16 protein-coding genes are annotated in these 18,367 nt (G+C 40.1%); 11 read left to right on the top strand and 5 right to left on the bottom strand.

Annotated elements, in window-relative coordinates:
• Window positions 1-123 precede the first annotated feature (123 nt).
• Window positions 124-1,611 (top strand): MocR-like pyridoxine biosynthesis transcription factor PdxR, encoded by a 1,488-nt coding sequence (pdxR, locus tag GWI58_RS16190; RefSeq protein ID WP_036895884.1) that lies wholly within the window; start codon window positions 124-126, stop codon window positions 1,609-1,611.
• Between the two features lie 60 nt (window positions 1,612-1,671).
• Here pdxR and GWI58_RS16185 read toward each other — a convergent pair whose 3' ends face one another.
• Complete coding sequence (locus GWI58_RS16185) at window positions 1,672-2,235, bottom strand: class I SAM-dependent methyltransferase (protein ID WP_094959967.1); 564 nt, start codon at window positions 2,233-2,235, stop codon at window positions 1,672-1,674.
• A gap of 499 nt (window positions 2,236-2,734) precedes the next feature.
• Between GWI58_RS16185 and asd the strand changes: the two genes are divergently transcribed.
• Window positions 2,735-3,841 (top strand): aspartate-semialdehyde dehydrogenase, encoded by a 1,107-nt coding sequence (gene asd / locus GWI58_RS16180; protein ID WP_004249769.1) that lies wholly within the window; start codon window positions 2,735-2,737, stop codon window positions 3,839-3,841.
• 79 nt (window positions 3,842-3,920) lie between these two features.
• Here asd and gyrB read toward each other — a convergent pair whose 3' ends face one another.
• The 4 genes from gyrB to dnaA are packed head-to-tail and all read right to left on the bottom strand — an operon-like array spanning window position 3,921 to window position 9,964.
• Window positions 3,921-6,335: a DNA topoisomerase (ATP-hydrolyzing) subunit B gene (gyrB, locus tag GWI58_RS16175; protein WP_161769372.1), complete on the bottom strand. Its 2,415-nt coding sequence runs from the start codon at window positions 6,333-6,335 to the stop codon at window positions 3,921-3,923.
• 20 nt (window positions 6,336-6,355) lie between these two features.
• Window positions 6,356-7,444, bottom strand: coding sequence for a DNA replication/repair protein RecF (gene recF, locus GWI58_RS16170; RefSeq protein ID WP_004246505.1), 1,089 nt, complete (start codon window positions 7,442-7,444; stop codon window positions 6,356-6,358).
• Window positions 7,445-7,455: 11 nt separating this feature from the next.
• Window positions 7,456-8,559, bottom strand: coding sequence for a DNA polymerase III subunit beta (dnaN, locus tag GWI58_RS16165; RefSeq protein ID WP_004246506.1), 1,104 nt, complete (start codon window positions 8,557-8,559; stop codon window positions 7,456-7,458).
• 4 nt (window positions 8,560-8,563) lie between these two features.
• Window positions 8,564-9,964: a chromosomal replication initiator protein DnaA gene (dnaA, locus tag GWI58_RS16160; RefSeq protein ID WP_004246507.1), complete on the bottom strand. Its 1,401-nt coding sequence runs from the start codon at window positions 9,962-9,964 to the stop codon at window positions 8,564-8,566.
• Between the two features lie 722 nt (window positions 9,965-10,686).
• Here dnaA and rpmH point away from each other — a divergent pair.
• The 9 genes from rpmH (at window position 10,687) to GWI58_RS16115 (ending at window position 18,277) form a co-directional block, all read left to right on the top strand.
• Window positions 10,687-10,830 (top strand): 50S ribosomal protein L34, encoded by a 144-nt coding sequence (gene rpmH, locus GWI58_RS16155; RefSeq protein ID WP_004246509.1) that lies wholly within the window; start codon window positions 10,687-10,689, stop codon window positions 10,828-10,830.
• A 17-nt stretch (window positions 10,831-10,847) separates the two neighbouring features.
• On the top strand, window positions 10,848-11,207 hold the full coding sequence (gene rnpA / locus GWI58_RS16150) for a ribonuclease P protein component (RefSeq protein WP_004246510.1): 360 nt from the start codon (window positions 10,848-10,850) through the stop codon (window positions 11,205-11,207).
• Window positions 11,171-11,431, top strand: coding sequence for a membrane protein insertion efficiency factor YidD (gene yidD / locus GWI58_RS16145; RefSeq protein ID WP_012368639.1), 261 nt, complete (start codon window positions 11,171-11,173; stop codon window positions 11,429-11,431). The genes rnpA and yidD overlap by 37 nt, the downstream gene beginning before the upstream one ends.
• A 2-nt stretch (window positions 11,432-11,433) precedes the next feature.
• Complete coding sequence (gene yidC, locus GWI58_RS16140) at window positions 11,434-13,074, top strand: membrane protein insertase YidC (protein ID WP_004246512.1); 1,641 nt, start codon at window positions 11,434-11,436, stop codon at window positions 13,072-13,074.
• A 137-nt stretch (window positions 13,075-13,211) separates the two neighbouring features.
• Window positions 13,212-14,576: a tRNA uridine-5-carboxymethylaminomethyl(34) synthesis GTPase MnmE gene (gene mnmE / locus GWI58_RS16135; RefSeq protein WP_004246513.1), complete on the top strand. Its 1,365-nt coding sequence runs from the start codon at window positions 13,212-13,214 to the stop codon at window positions 14,574-14,576.
• A gap of 148 nt (window positions 14,577-14,724) precedes the next feature.
• On the top strand, window positions 14,725-14,982 hold the full coding sequence (locus GWI58_RS16130; protein WP_004249771.1) for a helix-turn-helix domain-containing protein: 258 nt from the start codon (window positions 14,725-14,727) through the stop codon (window positions 14,980-14,982).
• Window positions 14,983-16,296 (top strand): type II toxin-antitoxin system HipA family toxin, encoded by a 1,314-nt coding sequence (locus GWI58_RS16125; protein ID WP_049213398.1) that lies wholly within the window; start codon window positions 14,983-14,985, stop codon window positions 16,294-16,296.
• Between the two features lie 402 nt (window positions 16,297-16,698).
• A complete protein-coding gene (locus GWI58_RS16120) occupies window positions 16,699-17,163 on the top strand; it encodes a DUF1097 domain-containing protein (RefSeq protein ID WP_004249773.1) in 465 nt (154 codons plus the stop codon).
• A gap of 184 nt (window positions 17,164-17,347) precedes the next feature.
• Window positions 17,348-18,277: a metallophosphoesterase gene (locus tag GWI58_RS16115; protein ID WP_004246518.1), complete on the top strand. Its 930-nt coding sequence runs from the start codon at window positions 17,348-17,350 to the stop codon at window positions 18,275-18,277.
• Window positions 18,278-18,367 lie beyond the last annotated feature (90 nt).

Genomic DNA, 18,367 nt, shown 5'->3' with positions numbered 1-18,367 from the left:
TACTTCCTTTTACTTTCATCAACGCGATAAAAAGATATCACTCGGCCTGTTATTGCTGTCATAGTACGTTTAATTCTGGCTCTTAATAAGGTACACTTTTTGTGTTTTTATAGGATCCACTTTATGAAACAGAAACCAACAGCTTATTTCCCTAACCTTGTATTAGAAGAAGGGTCTATTAGCTCACAAGTCTATTACGCCGTTAGAAAGGCTATTTTAGAAGGCGTTCTATCTCCGGGTAGCCGTCTACCGTCAAGTCGCACATTGGCTGAAATGATGTCGATTTCTCGCAATTCTGTTATTGCCGGATTTGAACGTTTAATTGATGAAGGCTATTTATTTACTCGTCGCGGGTCGGGCACTTTTGTTACGAATACCATTCCTGATAGCATTCATTCCAATCAGTGGGTTAAAACACCCCTGCCGACGTCTTCATTGCATATCGATAATGAATTAGGAACACTTAATCCTAATTTGCAAAAGATGCATGCTTTTTGGCAACAATCACAACTAAATACCAATAGTCGCTTTATGTTTCATGTGGGTGTTGGGTGTATTGATCTTTTCCCCCATGAGCTTTGGGGAAGATTATTAGGACGAGTTTGGCGACACTCCAAAAAAGAACTCGCAACCTTTAACTCGCCAACAGGCTATACACCATTAAAAAAGATGATATGCCAATATGCCCAATCAACACGTGGGCTTAACTGTCAACCTGAGCAAGTCATCATTGTCAATGGCACACAGCAAGCGATTAATCTTGCTACTCGAGTGCTATTACAAGAGGAAGATACTGCTTGGTTAGATGATCCTGGTTATGACAGCGCTCGAGCTATCTTTACATCGTATGGTATAAAAATACACCCCGTTCGTTCAGATAGTGACGGTATGGATATTTCTCAAGCTATAGACCAATGCCCGCAAGCAAAACTAGTTTTCACCACACCTTCACATCAATTCCCTTTAGGTAATACTCTTTCACTTTCACGTCGTATTGCCTTATTAGAGTGGGCATCGTCCAATAACATGTGGATCTTTGAAGATGATTACAATAGCGAATTTCGCTATCACACTAAACCCATTCAAGCTCTACAAGGATTAGACAAACATCAGCGGGTTATTTATGCCGGAACCTTTTCAAAAATGATGTACCCGGGATTTCGTTTAGGCTTTTTAGTGGTACCTCCATCTTTAATTGACAGCTTTAAAGTCGCTAAATACTACACCGACTCTCATTCTGGTTTTTTAGAACAAGCAACATTAGCGCTATTTATATCTCAAGGACATTATGCTCGCCATGTTAGACGGATCAGAAAAGCCTGTTATGAACGTTATCTAACGTTAACCAATACGATAAAAAAGTATCTCTCTCACATTTTTCGTATTGAACCGACTGATTCTGGCATCCATATTGTCTGCTGGTTACAGTCTGGTTATACAGAAGAATATATTGTGAAAGAGGGACGGAAAATTGGGTTAGCCATACAGCCTTTATCGCGTTATTGTATTCAATCTTATCCTAAACAGGGTATATTATTAGGGTATGCCGCACACCATCCCTCTGAAATTGAAAAAAATATTATTTTGCTTGCTCAAGCTTTATCTAAATAAATAACATTTATTCTTATTTATCATTTTCACTATAAAAATCGAATAAGATTTCTATTTACCCTATTTTATTTTTGGGGTGCAATAATAAACCCAAGCAGGCGGTACATTTAACATCACACGTTTTTTCTCTAAATGAAAATAACGAGATAATGTTTTTTCATATCGAGTGGTATATTGAAACAACACAAAACAACCTTGGGTTTTTAATAATTCGCTATGTACCCGCTTTAAGATTTTTAACCCTAACCTTCTGTTAATAGACAAGAAAGGCAACCCAGAAATAATCATATTATAATGACTATCTAACTTTTCAGCCGACGCTGTATAGATGGTTAAACGGGGATCATTAATCTTATTCAGCTCATTAGCGAATGCTGGCTCTATCTCAAAAACATCTAATACCGAGTTTGATGACATACGTTTTAAGATCTGTTGCGTAATCACCCCAGTACCCGCACCTAATTCGGCGATTTGGATATCTTGTTGCCAATTTAATTTATTGAGCATTTCATAACATAACCAACGTGATGAAGGCGCAATAGTTCCCATTGTGGTAGGAGACAGTACAAACTGCTTTAAATATGAATAATAGGTTGATAATGGAAAGTAGGTTGATAAATCCATCTTGCGCCCCCTAAAGCTTTTATCTAGATAAAATAAAAATCAGATAAAATGAAGTACATTCATCGTTATTTTTTATTTATGAATTTATGTCATCTCACTAATGACGGATTTCAGTATAAAGCTTGGAGCTATCTCTAAGTAAATACGTTTTTCTTATATATTACACTATTTTACATTTTTCTATTTTTATCATTGTTTATTAGACAAGAATATAAATTTATTTATCAAAAAAATGAAATAAGTCATAACGGAATCATCTTAATCTTTTTTATAAATGATTTATGCTTAATGTTCACTTAATTAATGGCGCATTATTTTTAACAAATTCGTGATATTTGTTCGTTCTGTGGTTTCCTTTTGTTAACTCTATGCAGACTATTAGAAACACTTCTAATTCTTTGGTAAATAATCAATAAATTCACTTGCACCTCTCTCTATATTTTGTCAGGTTAGTGTGAAGTCTCTCACTATTCCTACAGACAAAGACAGGGTAATTACAATGAAAAATGTTGGTTTTGTGGGCTGGCGTGGTATGGTCGGCTCCGTTTTAATGCAAAGAATGGTTGAAGAACGTGATTTTGATGGGATAAACCCTGTTTTCTTCACCACTTCTCAATTAGGTGAAGCAGCACCTGCTTATGGCAATCATCGTAGTACACTGCAAGATGCTTATGATATTGATACGCTCGCCTCACTCGATATCATTATCAGTTGCCAAGGGGGTGATTACACCCATGATATTTATCCCAAACTACGTCAAGCGGGTTGGCAAGGTTATTGGATTGATGCGGCATCTGCACTACGCATGAATGATGATGCGGTGATTATTCTTGATCCCGTTAATGGTCAACATATCCAAGATAGCCTCAATAAAGGCATTAAAACCTTTGTGGGGGGAAACTGCACCGTAAGCTTAATGTTAATGTCTTTGGGCGGACTTTTTGCTAACGACTTAGTTGAGTGGGCTAGTGTCTCCACTTACCAAGCCGCATCCGGCGCAGGTGCGCGTCATATGCGTGAATTATTGTCACAAATGGGTGCATTACATAACCAAGTGGTTAAAGAGCTAGAAAATCCAGCCTCGGCAATTTTAGATATTGAACGTAAAGTCACTAACTTTACTCGCAGTGGTACTATGCCGACAGAGCAATTTGGTGTTCCACTGGCAGGTAGCTTAATTCCTTGGATTGATAAACAATTGGAAAATGGTCAGAGCCGTGAAGAGTGGAAAGGCCAAGCTGAAACCAACAAGATCTTAAACACCGGTTCAAATATCATTCCTGTGGATGGTCTTTGTGTGCGTATAGGTGCATTACGTTGTCATAGCCAAGCATTCACCTTAAAACTGAAAAAAGATTTGCCGGTTAACGAAATTGAGCAATTGCTTGCCCAACATAATGATTGGGTAAAAGTAGTGCCAAACGATCGTGAATTAACAATGCGCGAATTAACCCCAGCAGCCGTAACGGGCACATTAAGTACCCCTGTAGGACGCATTCGTAAACTGAATATGGGACCTGAATTTATTTCTGCCTTTACAGTGGGTGATCAGTTGTTATGGGGTGCTGCAGAGCCACTTCGTCGTATGCTGAAGATTTTAGCTTAAAACACAACGAATATTATAAATATAAAAAACCCGCTAACCTATTGAATTAGCGGGTTTTGTTTGACTCAAGAAAACGTTATTAGATATCGATGTTTTCTGCTTTTAGTGCATTCTCTTCGATAAAGGCACGACGAGGTTCAACAGCATCACCCATTAAGGTTGTGAATAACTCATCGGTAGCAATCGCATCTTTCACAGTGACTTGCATCATACGACGTGTATCTGGGTTCATGGTGGTTTCCCATAATTGTTCTGGGTTCATTTCACCAAGACCTTTATAACGCTGTACAGCAAGACCACGACGTGATTCTTTGGTTAACCATTCTAGGGCTTCTTCAAAGCTTGAAATCGCCTGACGACGTTCTCCACGCTCAATATAGGCCCCTTCTTCAATCAGGTTACCAATAATATCGCCCAAATTAGTAATACGTTGATATTCACTACTATGAATAAAATCGTAATCCAATTTATAGTCTGTATCGATACCGTAAGTACGAATGCGTAATACTGGCTCAAATAAACGATTTTCTTCGTTTTGTGTGATGGTATAGCTGTAAGTACTGCTTTGCTCTTCCGCGTTATTTAAACGGTTCACCAAGCCACTCATCCACTCTTCCACTTTCGCTTTATCAGAGAGATCTTCTTCTGTCAGCGTTGAGTGATAGACCAAGCTATTTAACATACTCAGTGGATAGAGACGCTCCATACGACGAATAATTTTATGCGCAGCATGGTAGTCAACAACCAGTTTTTCTAATTGTGCACCATGCATAGCAGGGGCATGTTCACTGATGTAAAGCGCTGCACCATCAAGCGCAATAGACATCAGATATTCATCCATCGCATCATCATCTTTAATGTATTGCTCTTGTTTCCCTTTTTTCACTTTATAGAGAGGTGGCTGAGCAATAAAGATATGACCACGTTCGATAATTTCTGGCATTTGGCGATAGAAGAACGTCAGTAATAATGTACGAATGTGAGAACCATCGACGTCCGCATCCGTCATGATAATAATGCTGTGATAACGCAGTTTATCTGGGTTATATTCATCACGGCCAATACCACAACCCAATGCCGTGATAAGCGTTGCCACTTCTTGAGATGCCAGCATCTTATCAAAACGCGCTTTTTCAACGTTTAAGATCTTACCTTTTAACGGTAAAATCGCTTGCGTTTTACGGTTACGCCCTTGTTTTGCCGAGCCACCCGCAGAGTCCCCTTCCACTAAGTAAAGTTCAGAAAAAGCAGGATCACGCTCAGAGCAGTCCGCCAATTTACCCGGTAAACCACCTAAATCGAGTGCGCCTTTACGACGCGTCATCTCACGTGCTTTACGCGCAGCTTCACGGGCACGAGCGGCATCAATAATTTTACCGACAACAATTTTTGCGTCAGTCGGATTTTCTAATAGATATTCCACCAGCTTCTCATTCATCAGCGTTTCTACCGCTGTTTTAACTTCAGAAGAAACCAGTTTATCTTTCGTTTGTGATGAGAATTTCGGATCAGGTACTTTAACAGAAATAACCGCAATCAGGCCTTCACGAGCATCATCACCCGTTGCACTGATTTTCGATTTCTTATTAAAGCCTTCTTTATCCATATAGTTGTTTAGCGTACGGGTCATTGCGGTACGGAAACCAACTAAGTGAGTACCACCATCACGTTGTGGAATATTATTGGTAAAGCAATAAACGTTTTCTTGGAAACCATCATTCCACAGCATCGCCACTTCAACACCAATACCATCTTTCTCTGTAGAAAAATAGAATACATTTTGGTGAATAGGGGTTTTATTACGGCTTAAGTATTCAACGAATGCTTTGATACCACCTTCATAGTGGAAATGATCTTCGCGGTTATCACGTTTATCAATTAAACGAATAGAGACTCCTGAGTTTAAGAAGGAGAGCTCACGCAGACGTTTCGCTAAAATATCATATTGGAATTCAGTCTCACCTTTAAAGGTATCAAGACTTGGCCAGAAACGAACAAAGGTCCCTGACTTATCTGTTTCACCAATCACTTTTAAGCGATCGTCAGGTACACCTGAACGGTAAATTTGTTGATGAATTTTACCATCACGATGGATAGTCAGTTCAAGTTTTTCAGACAACGCATTAACAACGGAAACCCCTACACCATGCAGCCCACCAGAGACTTTATAGGAGTTATCATCGAATTTACCACCCGCATGCAGAACCGTCATAATCACTTCTGCTGCAGAAACGCCCTCTTCTTCATGAATACCCGTTGGAATACCACGGCCATCATCGCGAACAGAGACTGAGTTATCTGAATGGATAGTGACAATAATCTCATCACAGTAACCCGCGAGGGCTTCGTCGATAGCGTTGTCGACCACCTCGAAGACCATGTGATGCAGACCGGTTCCATCATCTGTATCCCCGATATACATCCCCGGGCGCTTACGCACCGCATCCAGCCCTTTTAATACTTTGATACTTGAGGAGTCATATGTATTCGACATCAACGTTTCTCGCTTTATTCCTATGGTTTAACCTCTATTTTGCCATGTTCTACGCTAAATAGCCTGCTATTTACATCTAGCATATCTTTAACTTGCCCAGAGGTGATTGCACTGACAAACACCTGAGCTTGCGTAGACTTTAAACGCTCGGCTAACAACTGGCGCCGATTTGCGTCTAATTCAGAAGCAAAATCATCGAGCAGATACAGGCATCTTTGCCCATTCTTACGAGTGAAATATTCACCTTGTGCCAGCCTTAATGCACACATTAACAACTTAAGCTGACCCCGTGACAACATATCTTCTACCGGAGTGCCGTTAGCACGAATACGTAAATCCGCTTTATGAGCACCTAACGAGGTATATGATAACACTTTGTCACGTTCAAATTGACGTTCTAGCAACTGTGCATAATCGGTTTCTTTATCCCATCCTCGTTGAAAACTGACTTTCAAGGTAAATTCAGGGAGAAATAATTGGCACGTTTCTTCAATATCTTTGGCGATATCTTCTGTATATTCAGCTCGCCATTGGCTTATCTGTTCTGTCAGTAAGATAAGCTCTTTATCCCAAGGTAAGAGTTGTCGATAAGACGACGCTTGCCTGAGTGCTGCATTACGCTGTTTTAAAACACGTTTTAAATCTGACCATGCAGCAAAAAATCGAGGCTCATTATGAAAACAACCCCAATCGATAAAAGCACGACGATATTTAGGCCCACCATTAAGTAATGTGAACCCCTCAGGGGTGATTAATTGCATCGGTAATAACTTCGCTAACTCTGCAATTTTATGCCCATCGCTACCATCAATACGTACCGTACTGTTACCCTCGCGATCTTTACTTAAACCAATCGAGTAACCGCGACTTTCTTCATCAAGGCCACTTAAACGCCCATGTAAAATAAACGCATTTTCATCATGCTGGATCACTCGATTCGCTTGGGCACTACGAAATGCCCGTCCATGGCCTAATGTGTAAATCGCTTCAAGTATACTGGTTTTCCCACTCCCGTTTGGTCCTACAAGAAAATTAAAACCATCCGCTAATGGCAAATCAGCCTGTTCAATATTTCTAAAATGGCGGATCAATAAACGGGATAAAATCATATTAATCGTGATTACAAGCGCATCGGCATAACAACATAAGCGGCGGCTGCACTTGCCACATTCTCAACCTGTACACTTGAAACAGCATCAGTCAGTAATAATTTTACCTCTTCACACTTGAGTGTGTTTAACACATCAAGAAGGTAGCTCACATTAAAACCGATCTCCATCTCTTCCCCCTGATACTGAACATCAACAATTTCTTCGGCTTCTTCTTGTTCAGGGTTGTTAGCGGTAATTTTTAATTGTCCATTAGTGAGGTTAATACGCACCCCACGGAATTTTTCATTCGATAAAATCGCCGCACGAGAGAACGCTTGTTTGAGGATATCACAACCTGCGATAACTGTTTTAGTCGGATTTTTCGGTAATACGCGACGATAGTCAGGGAAACGACCATCAACCAGTTTCGAGGTAAAAATAAAGTCGCCTACATGAGCGCGTAAATTATTACTGCCAATTTGTAACTGTAATAAACTCTCACCACTGCCATCAAGTAAACGCATCAGTTCAATAACACCTTTACGTGGCACAATAACAGAATGTCCGGGTAAAGATTGTCCAATATCCATGGCACAGACCGCTAAACGGTGACCATCAGTAGCAACCGTGCGCAATTCCGTGTTTTCCGTTTCAAATAACATACCGTTGAGGTAGTAACGCACATCTTGATGCGCCATTGAAAACTGTGTGGATTCAATCAAACGTTTTAGAGTGGCTTGTGGCAAAGTAAATTCAACCTCACTTTGCCAATCGTCTAAATTCGGGAAATCAGACGCAGGGAGTGTCGATAAAGAAAAACGACTTCTTCCTGAACGAACGAGTAAGCGATCACCGTCTAATTCTACGCTGATTTCTGCTCCCTCAGGTAATCCGCGCCAAATATCAAAAAACTTACGCGCAGGAACAGTCGTTGCACCGATTTCATGAGATTGGCTAAGACTCACTCTTGCCATCATCTCCATCTCAAGGTCTGTACCTGTTAGCGATAAGGTATTCTCCGTCACCTTAAGCAACAGGTTGCCTAAAATAGGTAAAGTTGGGCGACCGCCTAAAGGGCCGCTGACTTGTTGCAGCGGCTTTAGCAGCTGTTCTCGTTCAATGATAAATTTCATAGCGCTAGGATGATAATGTTCTGATTAAGTTAGAAAAATCTTCTTTGATATCGTGACTTTCTTCACGCAGTTGCTCTATTTTTCGGCAAGCATGCAGTACCGTAGTATGGTCACGACCACCAAAGGCATCCCCGATTTCAGGCAAGCTGTGGTTTGTTAATTCCTTTGCCAGCGCCATTGCCATTTGCCTCGGACGGGCAACCGATCGGGATCGTCGCTTCGACAACAAATCCGCTACCTTAATTTTATAATATTCTGCTACAGTTTTCTGAATATTATCGATAGTAACGAGTTTCTCTTGTAATGCGAGTAAATCACGTAATGCTTCACGCACAAAGTCGATGGTAATGGCTCGACCGGTAAAATTTGCGTTAGCTATTACTCGGTTTAATGCACCTTCTAGTTCACGGACGTTAGAGCGGAGTCGTTTAGCAATAAAAAACGCCACTTCATCAGGTAACTGGATTTGATTTTCGTCCGCTTTTTTCATCAAAATCGCCACACGCGTTTCTAATTCTGGTGGTTCAATGGCTACGGTCAATCCCCAACCAAAGCGCGATTTTAATCGATCCTCTACCCCGTTAATCTCTTTAGGATAACGGTCTGAGGTTAAAATAATTTGCTGATTTCCCTCTAACAAAGCGTTAAAGGTATGAAAAAACTCTTCTTGTGAACGCTCTTTATTGGCAAAAAATTGAATATCATCAATTAATAGCGCATCTACAGAGCGATAGTAGCGTTTAAAATCTTCAATAGCATTATTTTGTAACGCCTTTACCATATCTTGCACGAAACGTTCCGAATGCATATAAACAACTTTAGCATTGGCTTTACGTTCCATAATACTGTTGCCCACCGCATGCAATAGATGCGTTTTACCCAGACCCGTTCCTCCATATAAAAACAGTGGGTTATAAGCTCCTCCGGGATTATCAGCAACTTGTCTTGCAGCAGCTCTAGCAAGTTGGTTCGATTTACCTTCAACGAAATTATCAAATTTATGCTTAGGATTCACATTAGAACGATAATTAAGTTCAGGTAACTGGGATTGCGGTTGATTATCCCAGCTAGGACGCACAGGCTGGCTGTTAGTCGGTGTGGAATTAACCGCGGGATGTGTCACGGTTTTGGGAACACTCTCGGTGGTACGTGCTGATACAGGTTTATTCCCCACTTCAAAACGCAGCGAAGGGACATCAGAACCACAAAAGTCGACTAATAACGCATTAATATTATTAATGTACTTTTCTCTTACCCAATCTAACACAAAACGATTAGGTGCATACAGTGCCAGCGTGTTATCGCTTAGTTCTGCCTGCAAGGGACGTATCCACATACTAAATTCAGTGGCAGGTAACTCATCCTGCAATCGGGCAAGACAATGCTGCCAAAGCGAAAGTGACACGGCGGACTCCCCTCAAAAACAAGACTAAAAAATAAACAGGAAAAATGTGATTAAACACTTAGGTACACAACACCGTTCCTCTTCAAATCTTAATAAGGAACAACTTTGATGACCACGATTTTTACATCGTGCTTCACGATCGCAGACTGGTTGTTCTGATCGTGACGGGGGATCATATCGCAAAATGAAACGAAGATCCTCTTTCTTTTACACAGTTTTTATGGTTTTTATCCACAGGCTTACCTATTTGTGATATTTCTCCGAAATAAATAGGTAAGGGAGTTCTAGTGTACTTGAGTCACCCTATAAATAGCAATTGGGGATAACTTTCTGTCGGTAAATTTCTGCTCTTCTTATAAAGGATGATCAATTATCTGCATGATGATCCACCAAAGATCCTTGCGCTTTCACCCTGAGTCCGTATAATCTTGCACCCTGCGTGCTTGTACCAACAATTCGCCCTTTATCTTCCCTTTTTAGGGTGTCGATAAGAGCGAGCGTTGCGCATAAGTAAGGATTGATAATCGGGTTTGCTAAAAAAGACGACAAAAATCGGTACTTAAAACGTCATCTTCATTGACGCATTTGAGTGATTTTATTACAATCCCGCATCTTTCCATCATTGATGCTGCGATTGAAGTACTGGTTTGTTTATTTATTGCACTCCTGTCTGTCAACGCATTTGCTGAATCAGTAATAATATAAAGTAGGTAGAAATCGCTATGAAACGCACTTTTCAACCGTCTGTACTGAAGCGCAACCGTAACCACGGCTTCCGCGCTCGTATGGCCACTAAAAATGGTCGTCAGGTTCTGGCTCGCCGTCGTGCGAAAGGCCGCGCTCGTCTGACCGTTTCTTCGAAATAATAAAAGCTAACCATTCCGTGGTTAAGCTCGCTTTTCCAAGGGAGTTACGTTTGTTAACTCCCAAGCATTTCAATTTTGTTTTCCAGCAGCCACAGCGTGCGAGTTCACCAGAAGTTACAATTTTGGGTCGCCAGAATGAGCTGGGGCATCCCCGCATCGGTCTAACTATCGCAAAGAAAAACGTTAAACGTGCTCATGAGCGTAATCGGATTAAACGATTAGCCCGTGAATACTTTCGTTTACATCAGCATCAATTACCTGCTATGGATTTTGTGGTATTAGTAAGGAAGGGGGTAGCTGAACTTGATAACCACCAATTGACGGAAGTGTTGGGTAAATTATGGCGTCGTCATTGTCGCTTGGCTCAAAAATCCTGATCTTGCTGATTAGGGGCTATCAACTGGGGATTAGTCCTCTGTTGGGGCCTCGTTGTCGTTTCAATCCTACGTGCTCTCATTATGGTATTGAGGCATTGCGCAGGTTTGGAATGATAAAAGGTAGTTGGTTAACAGTGAAACGCATATTAAAATGCCACCCTTTACACGAAGGTGGTGATGATCCTGTCCCACCTAGAAAAAACGACGATAACAGAGAAAATTAACGATGGATTCGCAACGCAATCTTCTATTCATCGCTTTACTGTTCGTTTCTTTCCTGATCTGGCAGCAGTGGGAGGGTGATAAAGTATCACAAAACACCACCACTACTACTCAGGTCTCGCAACAAGCGGACATGCCAAGCAGTGATAGTCTTGCTGTGACTGGTAACAGCAATGAGCAGGCAAAATTGATTACCGTAAAAACTGACGTACTTGATCTTCGTATCAATACTCAGGGCGGTACTATCGATGAGGCTGATTTGTTAGCCTATCCCGCCGAGCTTAATTCAAAAACCCCTTTCCGTTTACTGGAAACTACACCTCAATTCCTGTATCAGGCTCAAAGTGGCTTAATTGGCCCTGATGGTCCAGATCAGAAATCTCGCCCTGTCTACAGTGCCACACAACAAGAATTTATCTTAGGTGAAAACCAAGATGAATTACGTGTACCTATGACTTTTGTGAATGAAGAAGGCGTGAAATTCGTCAAAACCTTTATTCTGAAAAAAGGTCAGTATGACATTGGTATTGAATACAAAGTTGAGAACCCAACAGATAAAACACTGACAATGAACTTTTATGGTCAGTTAAAACAATCTGTTAAGTTACCAGAACACCGTGATACTGGAAGTAGCAACTTTGCGCTACATACCTATCGTGGTGCGGCTTATTCATCAGATGAAACCAACTATAAAAAATATAGCTTTGGTGATATCGAAGATAAAAACCTTTCTATCACAACCAACAATGGTTGGATTGCGATGTTACAACAATACTTCGCAACCGCGTGGATCCCAGCTAAAGATAGTCAGAATAACAACTTCTACTCTATCACTTTAGATAATAAATCTATCGCACTGATTGGTTATAAATCAGCACCTATTACTGTTGCACCCAATAGCACACAGGATATCACTTCAACATTATGGGTCGGGCCTGAGATCCAGTCTGAAATGTCTGCAATCGCACCACATTTAGACCTATCTGTTGACTATGGTTGGTTATGGTTTATCTCTCAGCCACTGTTTAAGCTGCTGAAATTCCTGCACAGCTTTATCGGTAACTGGGGTTTCTCCATCATCATGATCACCTTTATCGTTCGTGGTATTATGTATCCACTCACGAAAGCGCAATACACCTCTATGGCGAAAATGCGTTTACTGCAACCAAAACTGGCGGCACTTCGTGAGCGTATTGGTGATGATAAACAACGTATGAGCCAAGAAATGATGGCGTTATACAAACAAGAGAAAGTTAATCCTCTTGGTGGTTGTTTACCGCTGATTATCCAGATGCCAATCTTCCTTGCCTTATACTATATGTTAATGGGCTCGGTTGAATTACGTCATGCACCATTTATATTATGGATCCAAGACTTATCAGCACAAGATCCGTACTATATTCTGCCATTATTAATGGGTGTGACGATGTTCATCATTCAGAAACTGTCACCAACAGCAGTCACTGATCCGATGCAACAAAAAATTATGACCTTTATGCCGGTTGTATTTACTGTATTCTTCCTGTGGTTCCCATCAGGTCTGGTTCTGTACTATATCGTCAGTAACCTAGTAACCATTATCCAGCAGCAGTTAATCTACCGCGGTCTGGAAAAACGTGGACTACATAGTAGAGACAAAAAATAAGGTCACATCAGGAAAAACCTCTTCTTTGGTTACATTCAAAGAAAAGTGACATAAAATAGTGAAGGCGGTCTAATAGGCCGCCTTCTGTTTTTTTATTTTTATACGATTAATGATTATTCTGATTAAGCGAGTTCACCATGCATAGCACTGATACTATCGTCGCTCAGGCCACACCTCCTGGAAGAGGCGGTGTTGGTATCCTACGCGTTTCTGGCCCTAAAGCAGCTGTTGTAGCACAAACTATTTTAGGCAAAGTACCTAAGCCACGTTATGCCGACTATCTTCCTTTTCGCAATGAAGATAACTCAGTGCTTGATCAGGGTATCGCCCTTTTCTTCCCTAATCCTAACTCTTTTACGGGTGAAGATGTTTTAGAACTACAAGGCCATGGTGGCCCAATTATTCTCGACTTACTCTTAAAGCGTATTCTACAAATTCCCGGTATCCGTATTGCTAAGCCCGGTGAGTTCTCAGAGCGAGCCTTCTTAAACGATAAACTCGATTTAGCGCAAGCTGAAGCGATTGCCGATTTAATTGATGCCAGTTCAGAGCAAGCAGCACGCTCTGCGATTAACTCTTTACAAGGTGCTTTCTCCTCTCATATTAATGAGATGGTCGAGTCCTTAACCAATTTACGTATCTATGTTGAAGCGGCTATTGATTTCCCTGATGAAGAGATAGACTTTCTTTCTGACGGGGTGATTGAGGGCAAACTCAATACGGTTATCAGTCAATTAGACGATGTTCGTGCGCAAGCGCGCCAAGGCAGTCTATTGCGTGAAGGGATGAAAGTCGTCATTGCCGGGCGCCCTAATGCCGGTAAATCAAGCTTATTAAATGCATTAGCGGGAAGAGAAGCGGCCATTGTCACCGATATAGCGGGTACGACACGAGATGTATTACGCGAGCATATCCATATTGATGGTATGCCATTACATATTATCGATACAGCAGGTTTACGTGAAGCCAGTGACGAAGTAGAACGTATTGGTATCGAGCGTGCATGGCAAGAGATTGAGCAAGCAGATAGAGTCCTCTTTATGGTTGATAGTACCACCACCGAGGCGACGACACCGGAAGAGATCTGGCCTGAGTTTATGGCTCGTTTACCTAGCACACTGCCGGTCACCGTTATTCGCAACAAATCAGATTTAACGGGTGAACCTGCCGAGATCACCTCGCAAGGTGACTATCCGATGATCCGTTTATCTGCCCGTGATGGAATGGGTATTGAATTACTACGCTCACACCTTAAAGAAGCCATGGGCTTTAACAGCAATACTGAAGGGGGCTTCTTAGCGCGCCGTCGTCATTTACAAGCATTAAACACAGCCGCTGAACACCTACAACAAGGCTATCAGCAATTGGTTTATGCCAAGTCAGGTGAGCTATTAGCAGAAGAGTTAAGACTTGCTCAACAAGCATTAAGCGAAATTACTGGTGAATTTACATCGGATGATTTATTAGGGCGAATTTTCTCTAGTTTCTGTATTGGGAAGTAACGACCAAACTTTACCTGCTATAGCGTGTAAATATTACTTTACCGGTTATAGCAGGTAATTATAACTCTACACGCTATAACCATTAAATCTTGATCTACACGCTATAACCGGTATATTAGATATTAACGCCTATAACCGGTAGAAGATGATGATCATAATTAATGCCTATCAACTCAGTGTGCATCTAAAAGATGTCCGATTAACAAAAAAACTGTCTCAAAGTAAAGTCGCCCAAAAAGTAGGGATCCGACAAGATACCGTGTCCAATTTTGAACTTAATCCTAATTCCACCAAACTAGAAACCTTTTTCAAACTGCTCTCCGCACTAAATTTAGAGATGGAAATTCATCCTAAAGATGCTAAAAATAATTTAGCACACAAAAGTGAATGGAAAGAGGAGTGGTAAATGGCGAGTCTTGATGTATATATGAATGAATACTATGTGGGTATCTTTACTAAAAAAAGCTCAGGTGCGCATTCATTCCAATATACTGAAGATTGGGTTAATCAACCAGGAAGTCGTCCCATCTCTCTATCGATGCCATTACAACTTCAAGAATATCAAGGAGACTGTGTCTATAATTTCTTTGATAATCTATTACCTGATAATACTGAAATTAGAAATCGTATTGTGAGTCGCTATAATGCGAACTCAAATCAACCCTTTGACCTATTAGCGGCTATCGGTGCAGATACTGTTGGTGCATTAAGGTTACTTCCTAGTGGCAGTACGCCTGCGAATATCAAAAAAATAGAATATCAAAAACTCAATGATATTGAGCTTGAAAAAATTCTACTAGGATATAAATCCAATACTCCACTCGGTATGCTTAAAGAATATACTGATTTCAGAATTTCCATCGCTGGAGCACAAGAAAAAACGGCATTACTTTTAAAAGATAATGATTGGTGTGTGCCACATAATAACACACCAACTACCCATATTATTAAACTGCCAATTGGTGTTATTGAAAGTCATTCTTATACAATGGATTTATCCAATAGTGTAGAAAATGAGTATCTTTGTACCTTGATTGCCAAAGAATTTGATCTTCCCGTCCCCCACTGCTCTATTATTAAAACAAAAAATGTTAAAGCGCTTGCTGTAGAACGTTTTGATAGAAAATATTCATCTGATAAATCGTGGATAATACGTTTACCTCAAGAAGATTTTTGCCAAATTTTAAATATACCTTCTGCGCTAAAATATGAAAATGAAGGAGGGCCTGGCATTATCGATATTATGAAATATTTACTTGGCTCATCAAATGCCGATCAAGATCGTTTTCATTTTATGAAGGCACAAGTGCTATTTTGGCTTTTGGCTGCAACGGATGGACACGCAAAAAATTTTTCTGTTTTTATCAACCAAGAAGGACGTTTCCATCTCACTCCTCTTTATGACATTATGTCCATCTATCCCAATTTCGGAGGACGAGGACTTAATCCACGAGATGCAAAACTTGCTATGGGATTAAAAGCAAGCCGAGGCAAAAAATACGCAATAGAACAAATTTTTCCTCGTCATTTCTACCAAACAGCTGAAGCTGTCGGTTTCGATCCTTCATTAATGAGCGATATTCTTCGTTATTTTTATCAAGAAATGGACGATGTCATACAACGCGTAAAACAGCAATTACCCGAGGATTTCCCTTCTGAGATTAGCAATACAATATTAGATGGAATGAAAGCACGCGCTGTTAGATTAGCTAACATTTAGCCATTTACCTGCTATAGCGTGTAAATATTACTTTACCGGTTATAGCAGGTAAAAATTGCATATATACGATATAAAGTTAGGTAATACGTTTTTTCAAAAAGAGTGTCATAAATTAATTATTTTTATTTATTATATTATTTAATACTCGATTTTAATTAACCTATTAATAATATATATCAAACAACATACTTGGTTATTTTTTATTTAACGATAAATCTAATAAAGCAATCGTTTACTTTATCTTTTTATTTTTCAATAGATAAATAGATTTCAGATAGCAAAAAAATTGTTATTTAAATGATGATGTTTAATGATCTAAATATAGTAAATCAACTAATGACAATGCTAAACTTCACCTTTAGTTAACAGGGTAAATATCCCCACTACTTTTAAGAGTCTATCGTGAGAACGCTTTATTTTACTGCGCTGACAACAGGCATTCTTTCTGCCATTTGGGCATTTGTTGCTAGCCAATTTGACTTATTAAGTTGGGCTGGTTTTTTAGGTTGCACGGCTTATTTCGCCTACCCTAAAGAAGGTTTTAAAGGCTTAGTCGTGACGATTGCGACTATTATGAGTGGTGTTATTTGGGCATTAGCGATTATTTATGGTAGCCAACTGTTTAATGATAGTGCGATTTTTGGCTACGCCGTCACCGGTGTAATTGCCTTTGTGATGTGTGTACAAGCTAAAAGCACATTACTGGCTTATATTCCGGGTACTTTTATTGGCGCATGTACTATTTTTGCCGCACAAGGTCATTTAACACAAACCATTCCTTCACTCATTCTCGGTATTTTATTTGGTTACTCGATGAAAATGAGCGGACTGTGGATCGCGAATAAATCACAGAAGAAAGCCATTTAATCAATTTACCTCACCATGAAAAAGCGGTAACTCTATAGGTTTTATTTCTAGAGCGCCGCTTTCTCTTTTTCACTACTTTCTCCAATGTTTCGCACAATCCACTAATAAACTTTGCAATTGTAGTTTATGGCTATTTAGGTCAAAAAGGAGGCTAACCGATAAAAATGTAACAAGGAGTATCGCAATGACAACAACACAATCTACTGATTACAATATTATTGTCATGTCAGATCCACAACCTTGGCGTCTAGATCTGGATAATAATGACCCCAATAATGATCAATCCCGTTGGGAAACCACCGTAAAAAGCGTTAGAGACAGTATTCAAGCATTACACCGTGAAAAATCTTTTGCTTTTGGCATTATAAATGGTGACTTAACAGAATTTGGCCGTCGCTCCCAACGTGAGAGTTTTCGTGCACTGTTTGCCCCTTCACCTTTAGGATTTAATACCTATGTTGGACTTGGTAATCACGACTATCAAAACAATGTGGGTGACTGTGCAGAGCCGAGTAATGCCGATTACAGTATGAATGCCTGTGCAAGAGGCATGGTTTTTGATATGCACTACCGTATTGAAGAGTATCGTAATTATGCGACTTCAGGTAATTTTAGATACGATAGTAGCGAATATTCAGGTAGTAAGGCTTACTCTTGGGAATATGGTGATATCCATTTTGTGCAATTACAAAATTATCCCACTTATCATGTGGTGCTCGATCACTGGTCAGCTTCAACCATTAATGTCACAGATTCTATTGATTGGTTAGAAAAAGATTTAATTCAGGCGCGAAATAGCAATAAAACCATCATATTAAACTTCCATGATGGAAACCAACACTTCCCAGAAAAATCATCTCAAGAAGAGCTGACCTTCTTTAAATATATGCTAGAACATTACGGGGTAAAGGCGGTATTTGTTGGGCATACCCATTATGTTGGTCAAGATAACCGTTATGGTGGCAGTGAGATCTTCGGCGATGTCCCAGTTTATAATAGTGGTGCGCTATTTAAAGGAGATTATTTAGCCGTAGAAATCCGTGGTACTGAACTATCTATCACTGTTTATAACGGCTTATCAGGTACACCTCAATTAATAGAAAAATGGAATTAAATAATACTACATCAGAGAAGGAGTCTCTTTTATGCATTTAAATCCGTTAAAAATATCAATAAGCCCTTCGTCACTCCCCTGCACTCAACC

The sequence above is a fragment of the Proteus sp. G2674 genome, assembly GCF_009915195.1.
GTDB lineage: Bacteria > Pseudomonadota > Gammaproteobacteria > Enterobacterales > Enterobacteriaceae > Proteus > Proteus mirabilis.
This window is presented reverse-complemented; position numbering and strand designations above follow the sequence as displayed.

What these genes read in the sequence shown, in the direction of transcription:
- yidC (WP_004246512.1), top strand. Translation starts at nt 11,434, where the DNA reads ATGGATTCGCAACGCAATCTTCTATTCATCGCTTTACTGTTCGTTTCT.
- GWI58_RS16115 (WP_004246518.1), top strand. Translation starts at nt 17,348, where the DNA reads ATGACAACAACACAATCTACTGATTACAATATTATTGTCATGTCAGAT.
- GWI58_RS16130 (WP_004249771.1), top strand. Translation starts at nt 14,725, where the DNA reads ATGATCATAATTAATGCCTATCAACTCAGTGTGCATCTAAAAGATGTC.
- asd (WP_004249769.1), top strand. Translation starts at nt 2,735, where the DNA reads ATGAAAAATGTTGGTTTTGTGGGCTGGCGTGGTATGGTCGGCTCCGTT.
- dnaN (WP_004246506.1), bottom strand. Translation starts at nt 8,559, where the DNA reads ATGAAATTTATCATTGAACGAGAACAGCTGCTAAAGCCGCTGCAACAA.
- pdxR (WP_036895884.1), top strand. Translation starts at nt 124, where the DNA reads ATGAAACAGAAACCAACAGCTTATTTCCCTAACCTTGTATTAGAAGAA.
- recF (WP_004246505.1), bottom strand. Translation starts at nt 7,444, where the DNA reads ATGATTTTATCCCGTTTATTGATCCGCCATTTTAGAAATATTGAACAG.
- yidD (WP_012368639.1), top strand. Translation starts at nt 11,171, where the DNA reads ATGGCGTCGTCATTGTCGCTTGGCTCAAAAATCCTGATCTTGCTGATT.
- gyrB (WP_161769372.1), bottom strand. Translation starts at nt 6,335, where the DNA reads ATGTCGAATACATATGACTCCTCAAGTATCAAAGTATTAAAAGGGCTG.
- mnmE (WP_004246513.1), top strand. Translation starts at nt 13,212, where the DNA reads ATGCATAGCACTGATACTATCGTCGCTCAGGCCACACCTCCTGGAAGA.
- rpmH (WP_004246509.1), top strand. Translation starts at nt 10,687, where the DNA reads ATGAAACGCACTTTTCAACCGTCTGTACTGAAGCGCAACCGTAACCAC.
- GWI58_RS16185 (WP_094959967.1), bottom strand. Translation starts at nt 2,235, where the DNA reads ATGGATTTATCAACCTACTTTCCATTATCAACCTATTATTCATATTTA.
- GWI58_RS16125 (WP_049213398.1), top strand. Translation starts at nt 14,983, where the DNA reads ATGGCGAGTCTTGATGTATATATGAATGAATACTATGTGGGTATCTTT.